This is a genomic window from Acinetobacter sp. 24-47-67, from assembly GCF_056779735.1.
In genome coordinates, this window is sequence record NZ_JBWYIK010000005.1 from 1 (window position 1) to 16267 (window position 16267).

Sequence of the window (16267 nt, forward strand, 5' to 3'; positions counted from 1 at the left end):
CAGCTCGGCCTAACCGCCCAAAACAGAGCCCTCCACATCCAATTCAGTCATTCACAACTGAATAGCCAAGTCTTCCTACAACGCATCGATGGCAGCCATGCCCTTAACGAAGGCGTGCAAGCAGAACTCATCTGTCTCTCGACCAATGCCTTAATTCCACTCAAACAATTCATCGGCACACAAGTGGCCGTCGATCAAGTCACTGATCAAGGCACCCTGTTTAGAACCACTGGTATCATCACCGAAGCCTCACAAGGACAAAGCGATGGGGCACTGACCCTCTACAAACTCACGCTCAACGATGCAACAAACTTGTGGCACAAACGCCGCAACAGCCGCGTATTTATGAACAAATCCGTGGTCGAAGTGGTGGAAATCCTCTTTGAAGAATGGCAAAACAAAAGCCCACTCTTTGCCTCGAGCTTCAGCCTAGACCATAGTGGATTACAACAACAATACGATATCCGACCCTTCATCATGCAAAGCAACGAAAGTGACTACGACTTTCTGACTCGCTTACTACGCAGTGAAGGCATTAACTGGCTCATTGATGAAGCCCAACCGATTGTATCGAGCAACAACAGCCCGATTGAAGCACAAAAGCTCCGCCTGATTGATGACAACAGCCAATACCAAGCGCTTAACCGACGCAACATTCGCTACCACCGTAGTGATGCGACAGAACAATTTGATAGCATCACCAGTTTTATCGGACAACGCAGCCTACAACCCACCGCAGTCCACCTACAACGCTGGCAAGCCACAGCCCTCGAACAAGAAGAAGGCGCAGGGTCAGTACAAAGCAAACACCAACACAGTGACCACCAAGACAATGCCAGCCTAGGCCTCGAACAAGCATGGCACATCAGCCCTGCATGGATCCAAGACCTCAAAGGCGAAGACCAAGCCACCGCCTCAGGTAACGGTCAAGTTGAAAAACTCAACCAACACCTCAGCGACTACTACGCCGGACAAAGCAAACAATTCATCGCCAAAGCCAGCGTCAGAGACAGCCAAGTCGGCTACTGGTTCAAACTCGATGGCCATCCAGAAATTGAACAACACAGCGGAGCTGACCAAGAATTCCTCATTGTTGGCAAACGCTACTACAACCAAAACAACCTACCCAAAGACTTAGACCAACAAGTCCAACAACTGCTACAACGCAGCCAATGGACGCCAAAACACAAGACAAACACCAACCAAGCAACCCACACGGACCAAGAACGCCAAGCCAGCGAACTCATCCTACAACGACGCAACATCAAAACCGTACCCGAATACAACCCACTACAACATCGACCTAGCACCCATCCGCAACGCGCCAAAGTGGTGGGACCTGCAGGAGAAGAAATCCATGTCGATGAATGGGGACGCATCAAAGTACGCTTCCTGTTTACCCGAGCAGAAGACCACCAATTTGATGGCGGTGCCGGCAGTAACAACAACGACACCGATTCAGCTTGGGTCGATGTACTGACCCCATGGGCAGGCGAAGGCTATGGTGCACGCTTCCTTCCTCGAATCAATGAAATCGTGGTCATCGACTTCTTTGACGGCAACATCGACCGTCCCTTTGTGGTGGGCCGCCTACATGAAGCCCAACGCAGCCCAACTCGATTTGACAGTCAAGGCCAACTGCCAGATACCAAAAAACTCGCAGGGATTAAAAGTAAAGAAGTCCAAGGCGAAGGCTATGGACAACTCCGCTTTGATGACACCACAGGACAAATTTCCACTCAACTGCAAAACACCCACGGGGCGAGCCAACTCAACCTAGGGAATCTCAGTCATCCCAAAGCAACCGCAGAAAGTGAAGGACGAGGTGAAGGCTTCGAACTCAGAACAGACCAATGGGGTGCAGTACGAGCAGGCGAAGGCATACTCATCTCCACCTACAAACAAGAACAAGCCAAAGCAAACCATCTCGATGCAAGCGAAGCCAAACAACAACTCGAAAGTAGCTTAAACAATGCCAAAGCTTTGAGTGAAGTGGCAAAAAATCAACAAACTGATCCACTGAGCTTACTCGAAAACCTACAGGGCTATCTCAAGAACTTAGAGAGCGAAGACCAAAGCAAAGCCGCGGCTTTTAAACAAGCGATCATGCTCTTGGCTTCACCAAGTTCAATTGCCATAGAAAGTAACGAAGACATCCACCTCAGTGCAGATGGGCAGATCAACCAAATTGCACAAGGAAGCATTAACACCAGCACGCAAGACAGTATCATCGGACATGCCAGCAAAAAGATCAGCTTATTTGCAACGCAAGAAGGGGCACGACTGTATGCAGGGAAAGGCAAGATCGAGATTCAAGCTCAAGGAGATGGTGCTGATCTGATTGCAAGAAAGGGTGTGCAGATTATTTCCACGGAAGATCGAATTGAAATTAAAGCGGCAAAAAAAATAGTGTTGATCGGTGGCGGCTCACAGATTGAAATTAGCAGTTCGGGAGTTTTACCGACCACAGCTGGTAAGTTTGAAGTCAAAGCTGGACAACATTTATTTAAGCCGGGAGCGAGTGTAAGTACTTCAGCTCAATTGCCAACAATGCAACCGTTAAAAGGCGCATTGAATCTTTTAAGAAGTTATGGTGGAAGTGAATTCTTTAAAGGAGCTGGATATAAAGTTATTGACTCTCTTGGGAAGACAATAACAGGGAAATTAGATGCGAATGGTTTTTCTCAAGTAACAGGAATTGCTCCTGGTGGTGCACAAGTGATTTTTGATAAAGATGAGCGAAGTCCTTGGGCATTATCAAGTCATTTTTCGCGAAGTTATGATTGGGCAGATGCAGTAATTCCTGGTGCATCTAATTTTGTGAACTCGAGCTTAAATCAGCTGGGTCAGAATTTAATGGCTCAAGTTAAAAATAATTTGACTCAACTTGATAGTATGAATTTAAAGGATATAGGCAAGAATGCTTTAAAAGGTCTAGCAGACCAAACTGTTGGGCAACTCAAAAATCAAGTGGCAAGTTCTACTTTAGGTGGAATTTCAGAAAAATTAAATTTAGGTTTAAGTCCTGATCAATTGAAGACTATAAGCCAAATGGCAGTAAATCCTTCTCAATCACTAGATATGATTCGTACGCAAGGCGTTGATTTTATAACTCAGCAGGCCACATCGAAGTTGATTCCGAATTTTATGAATTCAACTGGGTTTATGCCAAATACAAATTTTGATACAGCATTGGATCAGGAAAATATTACGAATCAATCTGAAAAGGTCATTGTAACTGATGACTACATTGCACAGAAATATTATCAATCTGGCGGATTAACGTATACCGAAACAACAAGAATCAGTACGAAATCGAATCCAGCTCCATTGTTAACAAATCAAAAGACTGTTGAGATTAATAAGCCTATACAAGTGAATAAAGTAGATGTGAGTACAAACAATTCAACATCAGCAGATGATCAGTTTATTTCACAAAAATATTATCAATCTGGCGGCATTAAATATACGGAAACAACTCGATTAAAAACGAGTAATGATCGTCCTGATTTAGAACAATATAACGCGAAAAACTTAAAAGATTAAAAATATATAGGTTAGTCATGGCAACTGAAAACGAACAAGTTTCTAATAATGCACAATCGAGTGTTGAACTTGCTGTATTTAATTTAGACAGTGTGAGTAGTGTAGCTGACTTACAAGTTATTGCTAATCAAATTGAAAATTTCCTTGTGGTCTGTGGCCAAACATCATTACTTAAAGTCAAAGCAAATGCCCATATAACTACTGTAGCTAATATATATGCTTTAAGTGGAAGTGTGCTTGATTTATTGTTGTATGCAATGTCTCCTCAAACAGAAGTGCTTTCAATACAACGAAATGCTTTGCTTGGTGCGAATTTAATTGGATTGTTTGCAGAGCCTAAACATGAAGCACATGCAAGGATGGGTTTACGTCCCATTTTAGGATTAATGGCTGAATGTCTATATCCTGAAAATGGTAAAATTAAGTCAACTGACATTCGACGTATGGAATTACATCTTAATGCAAGAATGGCAGGGAATTTAGAGACCTATCTAAAAGAGACACAAGCTAAATTAGCGGACTTATTAACGAATGCAAATGCCTTGGCTGTTAAGATTCTAAAATCTCTTCAATCATCTTCATTATCGTCTGTTGCAACGGAAACAACATCGAGCGCATCAGCTGAAAAAAGAGATCCAAATTTACAATTTCAAAATTGGGCAATACCATTAATAGATTTACTCAGTGTTGAGCCTCAAGCAGATTTAACGCCTAAAATTGAAGCAACTTCAAGTCATTTTGAAACTTTACTTGTAGAGGCGATTACTTCGATTAGTAACGATTTGCAGAATCAGACAAACCCAAGCTTGCAATACAGTCTTGGTTGGCTCATTCAACAAACACTTAAAGCTATTCAAGATAATCAAAATAAGGGAAATGCCAGTGTTCCGATTAATCAAACTGGTGAATTTGAGCGTCAAACTGATGGCGATATCCTTGAATTTGTAAGTTTGCAAGCAGATGCATTAATGGATCCTCCATGTTTGAATCCAGCTGAACCAACAACAAGTGCTGAAACCAATACTGCTCATAGTATTAGCTATTCTATAGGTGCTGAACGAGTTTCCCATGTAGACTTCAGCCTACCTAAGCTGGGATTAGTATTCAATCGACTTTATAACTCCCAAATGGCGGAATTCGATAACGGTGCTTTGGGTACTCGTTGGTTAATGCCTTTTTCTAATTTGATTGTTCCAAATGAAAAGGGTTATTTGTTTATTGATGCGAAAGGCAGAAAACAACAATTGCCATCGATCATTATGAGTGAATCCTATGAAGTTCCATTCCAAGGTATTACAACGCGTCTAAATGAACAGGGTGAATTAGTCCTAAATTTTGGAACAGAATGGGATTATCAATTTAGTACATTCGATCAAGGTCAAAGTTATCAGCTTACACAAGAGAAAAATTCATCAACTCAAGAACAAGTTGATCTTCGTTATATCTTGCTAAATAGCAAAGCTTATTTACAAACCGTCCATTTTAATTTTAAGAAGACTCAGCAAATTTTGAAATTTGCTTACAATGATCAAGCAAAAATTATCGCCATATTTGTGGATGATCAAGAACAACCTCTTGCTCGTTATGGGTACGATCATGACGGAAATTTAGTAGAAGCATATGATGAGAATGGTCACGCTCGTCAGTATTCATATAATGCGTATCATCAATTAACACGTTATACCGATCGATCAGGTCGTGGTCAAAATATTCGTTATGATTCGAATGAACCAAATGCAAAAGCCATTGAAGAATGGGCGGATGATGGAAGCTTTAAAACAACTTTAAAATGGCATCCTCGTCTGCGTCAAGTCGCTGTGTATGATGCTTACAACGTGCCGACTTATTACTACTTTGATTTAGATGGTTTTACTTATCGTATTCGATTAGCAGATGGTCGTGAAAAATGGTATTCACGTGATCAACATAAACGTATCACTCGAGAGATTGATTACAGTGGTCGTGAAACTCAACAGCAATACAATGAAGAAGGTCAGCTGAGTAAAATCATTCAACCAAATGGCGGAGTGATTCGATTTGCTTATGATGAATATAAAAATCTAACTGAAATAAAAGATCCTGAAGGTCATATTTGGAAACGCGAATACAATGCAGATGGCTTGATGACCAAAGAAATCAATCCATTGGGTCACACAACACAATATAATTACAATGCCGAAGGTCAATTGATTGAAATTACTGATGCCAAAGGTGGTGTTAAGAAAATCCAATACAACGACCTTGGACAAATGATCTCCTATATCGATTGTTCGGGTAAAGAAAGTGCTTGGCAATATGATGAGGAAGGGCTACTTAAGCAACAACAAGCCGCAGATCAAACAGGTGTGCAATACATCTATAGTGATCAAGGTATAGACAAAGGCCAACTCAAAACGATCATTTACCCAGATGAACAAAAAGAACACTTTGAACATGACCAAGAAGGACGCCTTCTCAAACACATTGATACCAAAGGACTGGTGACTCAATATCACTACAATGCAGTGGGGCTATTAGAAAAACGCCTTGATACCAACAAACACCAAATTGCTTATCACTGGGATAAACAAGGGCGTATACAGAAACTTATCAACCAAAACCATGCAGAATATGTATTCGAATACAACAGTTATGGTTATCTCACACGAGAACAAGCCTTTGATGGTGAAGAAAAACACTATAGTTACGATGAGCTTGGTCGACTTAGCCACATTCAACAACCGAATATCATCACACAATTTGGCTACTATGAAGACGGACAAATTGCGTCAAAAACCTACATTCACCGCAAAAGTAAAGAACAACAAACAGAAGAGTTTACTTACAATCTGAATAGCCAGTTAATTCAAGCAAAGAACCAACAGAGCCAAAACGACTTCTACCATAATGCGATAGGACAATTGGTTAGAGAACACCAACACTACCAAGTGCCAAATCTGAAACCAATGACTGCAGTACTACGCTATGAATACGATGAACTCGGCAATCTCATCAAAACTGTTCGTCCGGATGGTCAGGAAATTAGCCACTTAACTTATGGATCAGGACATATCTACGGTATTGCCCTAAATAAAAAAGATATGGTTGGTTTTAAACGTGATGACCTACACCGAGAAACAGAACGTTACCTTGCCAATGGTTTAATCCAAAGCAACCAATATAATGACGTTGGATTGCTGATTGCACAGCATATACACGTAGAACAAGAAACAGCCAATAGAACACAACATCAGGCACAACGCCAATACACTTATGATGCCAACTACTTGTTGACTCAAGTTCAAGACAGTCAAAAAGGCATACTTAGTTATCAATACGATGCGATTGGTCGCTTAATACAAGCGCAAAGCTCAAAGCAAACTGAACGTTACCATTTTGACCCAGCGGGCAACTTAGTAGACCCAGTTGTAACGCAAAGTGCAGAAATCAATAACAACTTGGTGAAACACTATCAAGGCAAACACTACAAATACGATGCCCAAGGTAATGTGATTGAAACCCAGCAGGCAGACCAACAACTAAAACTGAAGTGGGACAATTTAAATCGCTTAATCGAAAGCGACCATAATGGGCAAATTACTGAATACGGCTACGATGTTTTTGGACGACGCTTATATAAAGCCAACAAAACAATCAACAGCCTGACCTTATTTGGTTGGGATGGGGATTTAATGATCTGGGAATCAAAAACCAGTTTATATCCAACAGATAGAAACAACACAGATCAAGGCAAGCAAAGCTATACCAAACACTATATCTATGAGCCGAATAGCTTTGTACCGCTCTTACAAGCAGGGTATCAAAGTTTCATTAAATTGATTGAAACACCGAATTACGAAAGATTTAAAACAGAACCCTACTCAATCCATAAAGACCCAGTATGGAGAACAGACCCAAGAAAGAATAGAGCGAAGTTGGAAGGAATTGCGTTTTACCACTGTGACCAAGTAGGAACACCTCAAGCATTGAGCAATGAACAAGGTGAATGTATTTGGGAGTTAACGCTGAATACATGGGGACAAACACGACAGATCAAAGTGAACCACCAAGAGAACCAATTAGAACAAAGTGATATCCGTTTCCAAGGGCAATATTACGATGAGGAAACAGGATTACATTACAACCGTTACAGATATTACGAACCATTTAGTGCACGGTATATAAGTAAAGATCCGATTGGTCTATTAGGTGGTTTAAATAACTCAGCTTATGTAAGTGATCCGAATCAGTGGGTGGATCCGTTGGGGTTGGATGAAACTCTTGGTAGCGCTATGAGAGAGGCATTTGTTGAACGCATTCCTGGAGCAAAAATACCAACTAGACTTAAGGATGCACCAGAACTATATCAAATGACTGATAGGGTACTTACTGGTATGAATGTAAACGCTACTGCTGCAGCTTTAGTTGGTGTAACAGCATCTGCAGGCTATGATGGGAATGGGAAGTATAATGTTAGAGGCGGAAATGCATACGGAGTTGCTTTGGAAGTTACTTCAACAAGAGAGGTTATTAATGCGGGTACGCAAACAGATGGTAAATATTATGAATTGTGTGCTAGCGCAGGACTAGGATTAGCAGTACAAACTTGTGTTGGTTATTCAAGGGGGGGAGGGCTTTATGGAAATGCTTCAGTGGGTGTGGGATTAGGAGCAGCTGTAAGTGGAGTAAGTGGGGAGAAAAGATCAAAAGATGCCTTGGCTCCTGAAACAAAAATTGATTATGAACAAATTAGGCAAAATCAAAGAATGCTTCCAACAAAACCTTTAGATTTCGGGGGGTTAAGATAATGACTGATGGTTTAATTGTTTTAATTTTTATTTTGAGTTTGCTTTTTTTTATAATAAGTTTTTGTTTAGTTCGGTTTTATTTGTATAAATATCTTTTAGAAAAAGGAGAGGTTGAAAGTTATATTGATTTTAACTTAAAAAGTATAAATCATATTGTATATATAAAAAAAATTTTATTTAAAGGAGGGGGTGGTGGCTATTATAGTGAAAAAATAAAAATTTTTTATATAGTGCAAATAGTATTTTTGGTCATGTTTTTAATTTCTATATTTGTTATGTTGAGGTGATCTTTGATTAAATTTTTGTTTATATTTTTATTTTCCCCTTTTTTTGTATATGCAAACTGTATTGATATTGATTATTCGATAGCGGATAAAGTTATGGAGAATAGTTTATATAATTTACAGGGAAATAATAAGAAAGTTAAGTATAATATTAACAAAATGAATGATAATTTTTATAAAAGTTATTATTATGGTTATTCTTATTTGGTTGGGAATAATGTTCTAGTAGATTATGAAAAGGCTGAGATTTTGTTAATTGAGTCAGCTAAATATTGTTTTTCGCCGGCACATTATTCCTTAGGTTTTTTGTATCTAGAAAAAAATGAGGTTGAAAAAGCTAAGAAGTGGTTTTTGTCTGCCAAAAACTTGGGAGATAGTTTAGGGGCTTATCAATTGGCTTTAATTTATAGAGATCAAAATAATAGTAATAAAATGTTAGAAAACTTAGAGTTTTCAGTTGAAAACGATTTCTTGCCATCAATTACTGAGCTTGGAGTGCAATATTACGATGGGAAGATAATTCGGAAAGATAATAATAAGGCGTTCCATTATTTTCAACTGGCTGCTAATATGAATGATTCATTAGCACAAAATAATTTAGCTTGGATGTATGAGCATGGCGAAGGTGTCGAAAAAAATATGGTTAAAGCTAAATATTGGTATAAACTATCGTTGAGTAATGGATTTTTATTAGCTAAAGAAAACTTAGAAAGACTAGATGTTTTAAATCAAAATTAGTAAATTTAAAGCCTATTGATATTGTATTTTAAAAAAATGAAATAGTAGGCTAGAATTTTTATTGTGTTTATGGCTTTGTTGCACAAAGCTATTCTTAAGGGCTTCTTCAGCCATATAATTTTCAAATGAAGAAGCTTACACACAAAATCTACAGCACAACCAATTGGCCTGCATATAACCGAGCACTCATTAGATAAAAACAACACAGAACAAGGCAATCAAAGCTATATCAAACACTATATCTATGAGCCGAATAGCTTTGTACCGCTATTCCAAGCAGGGTATCAACACTTTATACAACTGATAGAAACACCGAATTACCAAAGGTTTAAAACAGAACCGTATTCCATCCATAAAGATCCAGTGTGGAGAACAGACTCAAGGAAGAGTCGAACAGAGTTAGAACAGATTGCGTTCTACCACTGTGACCAAGTTGGAACACCTCAAGCCTTAAGTAATGAACAAGGTGAATGTATTTGGGAGTTAACGCTGAATACATGGGGACAAACACAACAGATCAAAGTGAAGCACCAAGAGAACCCATTAGAACAAAGTGATATCCGTTTCCAAGGGCAATATCATGATGAGGAAACAGGATTACATTACAACCGTTACAGATATTATGAACCATTTAGTGCACGGTATATAAGTAAAGACCCGATCAGTCTATTAGGTGGTTTAAATAACTTCGCTTATGTAAGTGATCCGAATCAGTGGGTCGATCCAATGGGGTTGCAAGTTGGAATAGGATTTAGTAGTAAAAATAATACAATGATTATTACAGATGTTGATACGAAAGAATCAATGAGGATAGGTGCTTTCACTGGTGGTCATATTAGTCAAGAGGGAGTATTTAACGCTAATGGAAATAATTACGAAAAACCAATACCACCAGGATCATATTATATAACGGAATATCCTAATCCAGACAGACCCAATAATAATCATTGGTACGGGTTATTAAAAATTGATGAAAAAATAGATGATGAGATTATAGACCAATATGGTAATAAACGATTCGGTTTTCGCCTTCATCCGGGTACTGTTAGTCATGGTTGTGTAACAATCAGTAGTTTTGATCAACAAGGGAGAGAGAGTTGGGGTAAATTAAAGGAAATGCTTGACAAAACATCGACTTCAACGATTGAGTATGAGGATAAATGGTACAGAAAGAATAGACAGCTTAAACTTTATGGAATATTACATGTTAAATAAATTAGAATGGAATATGTTATGATTTTAAAAAAAATTTCTTACATTTTTTTGTATTAATTTTGGCTATATTGATATTATATTTAGCTTTATTATATAAATTTAAATCGATTGACTCGAGGTTTCAATTAGAGTCATCTAAAGTTTTAATTTCTTTTTTCCTTAAAGATTTTTATTTATTTGGTGGGTTAGAAAAGCAGTCATTAGAAATTGAAAGAAAAAATCAAAAAGACCAAGATGATTTTTACTATTCAATAATAATATTGGGCTCAAAAAATTTAGAGTATAATGGTGGTGGTTTGTTGCTTTTAAATGAATTATTATCAAAGGGGGATAATACAAATTTAATTCTAAAAATAAAAAAATTAAAATGAGTAAGGGTTATGAAAGTCTTAATAAAAAAGATAAGGATTCAATAAATTATTGGGAAAATATATTATTAGAAAATAATAGCTCTATTATATCTCTTTCATAAATCAAAAAAGATCTATCTTTAGTTGATTATTTGTACCGAAGAATTTTAAATCTTCATGCATAATCTGCGGATGAAATACATTGATTCAAAGAAGCTTTCTGAAACACAGTTTAAGCGATACACAAGCATCTCATGGTCAACCTTTGATTCAATGGTTGAACAACTAAAAATGTATGTCCCTACTAAAGGTAGACCAACTAAATTGAGCACAGAAGATCAAATCCTTCTGTGTTTAAGTTATTGGCGCGAATACAGAACCTTATTCCATGTTGCAACAAGCTTTGGTGTGTCAGAGCCCACTGCTTCAAGAGTCGTACGTCATGTAGAAGACTGCCTGATCAAGTCCAATCTATTTAATTTACCGAAGAATTTGCCTGAAGGTGAAGGCATCGACTGGAATGTGGTGATTGTTGATGCTACAGAAATACCAATACAAAGACCTAAAAAAACAGAAGAAAAGCTATAGTGGCAAAAAGAAAGCGCATACCTTTAAAGTACAGGCCATTATTCATTATAGAACTCAGCAAATTCTGAGTTTATGTACAAGTCGTGGAGCGGTACATGATTTCGAGCTCTTCAAACAGAACTTAAATCAAATTCCTGCAAATACCTTTATTCTTGCAGATAAAGGCTATCAAGGGATCTATGCAGTGTATCCAAATAGTCTATTGCCATTAAAAGCAAAAAAGCGCTGTAAACTACATCCTGAGCTAAAACTTTATAACCAAGAAATCAATAAAAGAAGAATTGGGATTGAGCATGTATTTGGAACTTTGAAGACCTTCAAAATCCTTGCCGAGCGATATCGTAATCGAGGAAAAAGACTGGGTTTAAGATTCAATTTAATTGCTGGAATATACAATATGGAACTGAGTAAAAAATGATTTATGAAAGAACCCTATTGTTTACTAGTATTAAAGTTAATACATTAGAAACTAAGTGGTAGTGATTACTGTGAATGTTGAATATCTGAAATGACGATATTGCTTCTAGTTCAGCATTGCTGAATAAAGTTACTACAGAGTTAAATCAAGATAAAATCGATTTAAATAATAGGGAAAATAAAACACTCCATAAAAAAACCGAGCAAAAAAGCTCGGTTTTTTTTTGTACGTAATTTTATTTTTCAACAAAAGCACGTTCAATCACATAATCACCAAGAACACCCATACGTGGAGATTCTTTTAAGCCATGTTGATCAAGAAGTGCAGCTACATCGTCAAGGAATGCAGGAGAACCACATAACATTGCACGGTCAGTTTCAGGATTAAAACGAGGTAAGCCGATTTTCTCGAAAAGAGCACCAGTTTCAATCGCAGTTGTAACACGACCTTGAGTATGGAAGTCTTCGCGTGTAACTGTTGGGTAATAAATTAACTTTTCTTTCGCACCAAGTTCCCCAAAGAACTCATGGTTTGGAATTTCATTTTGAATAAGGTCTTGATAAGCCAATTCTGAGATATAGCGTGTACCGTGTACAACGATGATTTTCTCGAAACGCTCATAAGTTTCAGGATCACGGATAGTCGAAAGGAAAGGAGCTAAACCAGTACCTGATGATAAAAGATACAAGTTTTTACCAGGATTTAAATCATCAAGAACAAGTGTACCAGTCGGTTTCTTAGAAACTAAAATTTCATCACCAACTTTTACTTTTTGTAGGATTGATGTCAAAGGACCATCTGGAACTTTAATAGAGAAAAACTCAAGTTCTTCTTCATAGTTCGCGCTAGCAATCGAATACGCACGCATTAAAGGCTTGCCATTGACTTCTAAACCAATCATCACAAATTGACCATTTTTAAAACGCAATGCTGTATCGCGAGTCGTTTTAAAACTGAATAATGTGTCATTCCAGTGGTGTACGTGAGTAATCTTTTCGACGTTAAAAGCAGCCATTAAAGGTCTCAATAAATTATCAAATTAGAACAGCTTGCTATTCTAAACTAAAACCATTCTCGATAAACTGAATATATTTAATTGAGCTTATCAAAAAAAGTGATTATGAATGAGCTGACTTTACCTGTGATTGGTATAATGAGATCTCCCTACAAAGAAAAGTTTGGTATTCCACGTCAGCCAAATTTAGTAAATGTTGAAAGTTATATTGAACTATTGGCGCCATATAATGATGAACTGGCTTTTGAAGGTATACATGATTTCAGTCACTTATGGCTGATTTGGCAGTTTCACGATAATAAAAATCAAGATAATCAAAAATTTAAGCCTCAAGTCAGACCACCACGTTTAGGTGGAAATAAAAAAGTGGGAGTCTTTGCGACAAGAAGCATGTACCGTCCAGCACCTATCGGCATGTCAGTCGTACAATTCAAAAAACTTTTTAAAGAAGGTGATTCTTTGAGATTGTATGTGTCTGGCAGTGATTTACTAGATGGAACACCCGTTATCGATATCAAACCATATATTCAATATTCTGATGCCGTGGTTGAGGCGACGAGCGGTTATGCACAGGATAAGCCAATTCAAAAAAAAGTTGTTTGGTCAAAAACTGCTGAAATTCAGCGAAATCAACTGTTGGATCAACAATGTGTCGCTGAAAGTTTAATCAAGGAATTGGAACAAGTTTTGTCATTTGACCCAAGACCATCTTATCAAAATGATCCTGAGCGAATTTATGGGCTAAGTTTCGGCCTCTTAAATGTCAAATTTAAAGTGGATACTGAGGTTGAGATCTTTGCACTGGAACTTTGTGCAAACGAATAAATTGTTGGACTGATGTATTTAAAGCTGAATTTGATCTAATGAATTTAATTGTAAATTCTGAATAGGCTAAAGGCTAATGTTGAATAAAGAATTTGCTATAGTTGGGCTCAAGGAATGGGGCAATTTGAATGAATTTTAATTTTGAAATTGATACAACATGGTGTTTAGAACAACTACTAAAAGATGGTCGTATTTTAGAGCGAGATAAGTTGCTCATACAAACCCGACACCGCCAAAAAGATCAATTTAAATGGCATCCATTGCAGTGGATTGCTCATTTTGAATTGGTAGATCAAGTTCAACCTCAACATAAGTTAACACTGCAACGTTTATGCGAGTGGTTAGCATTAAAAACACAACTCCAATATTATGTGATCGACCCGCTTAAAGCAGATGTTGCAGCACTGACTCAGGTCATGTCACAAGAATATGCATTCAAAAATAAAATTCTTGCTGTGGAAGTGCATCCTGATCAGATCTTAATTGGTACAGATCAACCATTCTTGGATGATTGGGTCAAGAATTTAGAAAAGAGCTTAAGTCCTAAAAAAATTGTTAAGGTTTTATTGAATCCAGAGCAGTTACAACGTTACTTGATTGAATATTATCAAGTGAGCCGAGCAGTAAACTCCTCTCAATATTCAGGAGCTTACGACCGACAGAGCCGAGGTGTTGAATCCCTTTTACAATTGGGTGATAGTCAAAATCCTGATGCCAACGATCAGCACATCGTAAAATTAGTCGACTGGTTGCTTCAATTTGCCTTTGAACAGGGTGCGAGTGATATTCATCTTGAGCCTCGTTCGGAGAAAGGACGCGTTAGATTCCGTATCGATGGCGTGCTGCACACGATTTATAACATGCCTAGCAATACACTCACGGCAGTAATTTCTCGTATTAAAATTCTGGGTCGTATGAACGTTGCAGAAAAACGACGTCCTCAGGATGGGCGATTAAAAACGCGTACACCTAAGGGGCAAGAAACTGAACTACGTTTATCAACTCTGCCTACTGCGGCAGGCGAAAAAATGGTAATGCGAATTTTTGATCCTGAAGTATTAGTGAGGAGTTTCCAACAACTGGGTTTTGAAGGAAAACTGCTAGAGCAATGGAATGCCATTACCAAAAATAGTCACGGCATCATTTTAGTGACAGGTCCAACTGGTTCAGGTAAAACCACAACCTTGTATTCATCAATGAAACAACTTGCGACTGAGCAATTAAATGTTTGTACGATTGAAGATCCTATTGAGATGATAGAGCCGAGCTTCAATCAGATGCAGGTAAACCCTGCAATTGATCTTCATTTCGCCGATGGTGTACGTGCCCTTATGCGCCAAGATCCAGACATTATCATGGTTGGGGAAATCCGAGACCAAGATACAGCAAATATGGCGATTCAAGCTGCATTAACAGGTCATCTCGTACTTTCAACACTTCATACAAATGATGCACCTTCAAGCTTGACTCGTTTACATGATCTAGGGGTGCAGCCATTTTTAACAGCGGCAACAATCTTAGGGGTATTGGCGCAAAGGTTAGTCAGAAAATTATGTTCTCATTGTAAAGAAAAACGGGAAACTAATGCTCAAGAATGGGAGCATCTGACCTATGGGTATTTAGTGAAGATGCCTGCTCAAGTGTATCATGCCAAAGGTTGTGAACATTGTCGTCACACAGGGTATAAGGGTCGGGTGGGTATATATGAGTTTATGCCTGTGTCTCTAGAAACAAAACAAAAAATCAGTGCTAATCTTAATTTAGATGAATTACGTGCTCACGCAAAAAAAGAAGGTGTAGAACCGTTGCGTATTGCGGGTGCTCGAAAAGTCCTTGAAGGGGTAACGACGTTAGAAGAGGTGCTAAGAGTCGTACCACTAAGTTAATTGTCAAAGATTAATAAATATTCATATTTCTTAAGATTCGCTTCAGCTTTGTTTGTTTTAATAGCTTCATCGAAACAAACATCACTTGAAAAGGTATAGAAAATGAAAGTGTTAAATCAAGCTTTAATCGCGACAGCTTTAGTCGGTGCAACTACATTTGCAATGGCTAATACGGCAGTGAACCAAAGTGCTGTTAATCATGCAGCAATTGCACCGCAAGCAATTACGACTGTTAAAAGTGCTTTAACTGCCAAAGATGATACGCCAGTGAAATTAAAAGGCTATATTGTTAAGGCAACTGGTGATGAAAAATATCAATTCCGCGATAGCACGGGTGTGATCACTGTGGATATTGATGATGAACTTTGGCAAGGTAAACCAATCTCTGCAAAAACACCTGTGGTATTAATTGGTGAAGTGGATATTGATTATAAGCCTGCTAAGCGTGTAGAAATTGATGTAGATCAAGTTCAATTTTAATGAGCTATCTACTAAATTGAGTATTTGATTTATGGCTTTCAAGTACTCAAACCAAAAAAACCACATTCTCCAGAAATGTGGTTTTTTTATGCATCTTTTTTTGAAAAACTTTATAGTGAATGAATTGTGACTTAG

At 38.0% G+C, this 16267-nt stretch carries 11 protein-coding genes and 2 pseudogenes; 12 read left to right on the forward strand and 1 reads right to left on the reverse strand.

The features are described from left to right. The 9 genes and pseudogenes from AC1M9K_RS07885 to AC1M9K_RS07925 form a co-directional block, all read left to right on the forward strand. On the forward strand, window positions 1-3546 hold a 3546-nt coding region (locus AC1M9K_RS07885), incomplete at its 5' end, for a type VI secretion system Vgr family protein (protein WP_481588969.1). Window positions 3547-3563: 17 nt separating this feature from the next. Beyond that, entirely contained in the window at window positions 3564-8333 is a 4770-nt protein-coding gene (locus AC1M9K_RS07890) for an RHS repeat-associated core domain-containing protein (RefSeq protein ID WP_481588970.1), read from the forward strand. Beyond that, window positions 8333-8620 (forward strand): hypothetical protein, encoded by a 288-nt coding sequence (locus tag AC1M9K_RS07895; protein WP_481588971.1) that lies wholly within the window; start codon window positions 8333-8335, stop codon window positions 8618-8620. The genes AC1M9K_RS07890 and AC1M9K_RS07895 overlap by 1 nt, the downstream gene beginning before the upstream one ends. Window positions 8621-8713: 93 nt before the next feature. Further along, the gene (locus AC1M9K_RS07900; RefSeq protein ID WP_143047428.1) at window positions 8714-9355 is read left to right on the forward strand and encodes a tetratricopeptide repeat protein; all 642 of its coding nucleotides are present in this window, start codon (window positions 8714-8716) and stop codon (window positions 9353-9355) included. Window positions 9356-9574: 219 nt separating this feature from the next. Continuing rightward, window positions 9575-10090: pseudogene (locus tag AC1M9K_RS07905) on the forward strand (RHS repeat domain-containing protein); the annotation flags it as partial. Between the two features lie 153 nt (window positions 10091-10243). Further along, a pseudogene (locus AC1M9K_RS07910) lies at window positions 10244-10570 on the forward strand (tlde1 domain-containing protein); the annotation flags it as partial. Window positions 10571-10629: 59 nt separating this feature from the next. Further along, on the forward strand, window positions 10630-10941 hold the full coding sequence (locus AC1M9K_RS07915) for a hypothetical protein (protein WP_481588972.1): 312 nt from the start codon (window positions 10630-10632) through the stop codon (window positions 10939-10941). Between the two features lie 252 nt (window positions 10942-11193). Then, window positions 11194-11508: a transposase family protein gene (locus AC1M9K_RS07920; protein ID WP_481588973.1), complete on the forward strand. Its 315-nt coding sequence runs from the start codon at window positions 11194-11196 to the stop codon at window positions 11506-11508. Continuing rightward, the gene (locus AC1M9K_RS07925; RefSeq protein ID WP_481588974.1) at window positions 11456-11926 is read left to right on the forward strand and encodes a transposase family protein; all 471 of its coding nucleotides are present in this window, start codon (window positions 11456-11458) and stop codon (window positions 11924-11926) included. The genes AC1M9K_RS07920 and AC1M9K_RS07925 overlap by 53 nt, the downstream gene beginning before the upstream one ends. 235 nt (window positions 11927-12161) lie before the next feature. Here AC1M9K_RS07925 and AC1M9K_RS07930 read toward each other — a convergent pair whose 3' ends face one another. After that, entirely contained in the window at window positions 12162-12941 is a 780-nt protein-coding gene (locus AC1M9K_RS07930; protein WP_035267346.1) for a ferredoxin--NADP reductase, read from the reverse strand. A 105-nt stretch (window positions 12942-13046) separates the two neighbouring features. Here AC1M9K_RS07930 and tsaA point away from each other — a divergent pair, with 105 nt between their 5' ends. The 3 genes from tsaA (at window position 13047) to AC1M9K_RS07945 (ending at window position 16132) form a co-directional block, all read left to right on the forward strand. Continuing rightward, the gene (tsaA, locus tag AC1M9K_RS07935; RefSeq protein ID WP_481588975.1) at window positions 13047-13766 is read left to right on the forward strand and encodes a tRNA (N6-threonylcarbamoyladenosine(37)-N6)-methyltransferase TrmO; all 720 of its coding nucleotides are present in this window, start codon (window positions 13047-13049) and stop codon (window positions 13764-13766) included. 128 nt (window positions 13767-13894) lie between these two features. Further along, window positions 13895-15652: a type IV pilus assembly ATPase TfpB gene (tfpB, locus tag AC1M9K_RS07940; protein WP_180028566.1), complete on the forward strand. Its 1758-nt coding sequence runs from the start codon at window positions 13895-13897 to the stop codon at window positions 15650-15652. Between the two features lie 102 nt (window positions 15653-15754). Further along, entirely contained in the window at window positions 15755-16132 is a 378-nt protein-coding gene (locus tag AC1M9K_RS07945) for a NirD/YgiW/YdeI family stress tolerance protein (RefSeq protein ID WP_035267340.1), read from the forward strand. The last annotated feature ends 135 nt before the right edge of the window (window positions 16133-16267 follow it).

Bases quoted from the DNA above. Each gene is read 5' to 3' on its own strand.
- AC1M9K_RS07890 (WP_481588970.1), top strand. From the start codon at position 3,564: ATGGCAACTGAAAACGAACAAGTTTCTAATAATGCACAATCGAGTGTT.
- AC1M9K_RS07895 (WP_481588971.1), top strand. From the start codon at position 8,333: ATGACTGATGGTTTAATTGTTTTAATTTTTATTTTGAGTTTGCTTTTT.
- AC1M9K_RS07900 (WP_143047428.1), top strand. From the start codon at position 8,714: ATGGAGAATAGTTTATATAATTTACAGGGAAATAATAAGAAAGTTAAG.
- AC1M9K_RS07920 (WP_481588973.1), top strand. From the start codon at position 11,194: ATGGTTGAACAACTAAAAATGTATGTCCCTACTAAAGGTAGACCAACT.
- AC1M9K_RS07925 (WP_481588974.1), top strand. From the start codon at position 11,456: ATGCTACAGAAATACCAATACAAAGACCTAAAAAAACAGAAGAAAAGC.
- AC1M9K_RS07930 (WP_035267346.1), bottom strand. From the start codon at position 12,941: ATGGCTGCTTTTAACGTCGAAAAGATTACTCACGTACACCACTGGAAT.
- tsaA (WP_481588975.1), top strand. From the start codon at position 13,047: ATGAATGAGCTGACTTTACCTGTGATTGGTATAATGAGATCTCCCTAC.
- tfpB (WP_180028566.1), top strand. From the start codon at position 13,895: ATGAATTTTAATTTTGAAATTGATACAACATGGTGTTTAGAACAACTA.
- AC1M9K_RS07945 (WP_035267340.1), top strand. From the start codon at position 15,755: ATGAAAGTGTTAAATCAAGCTTTAATCGCGACAGCTTTAGTCGGTGCA.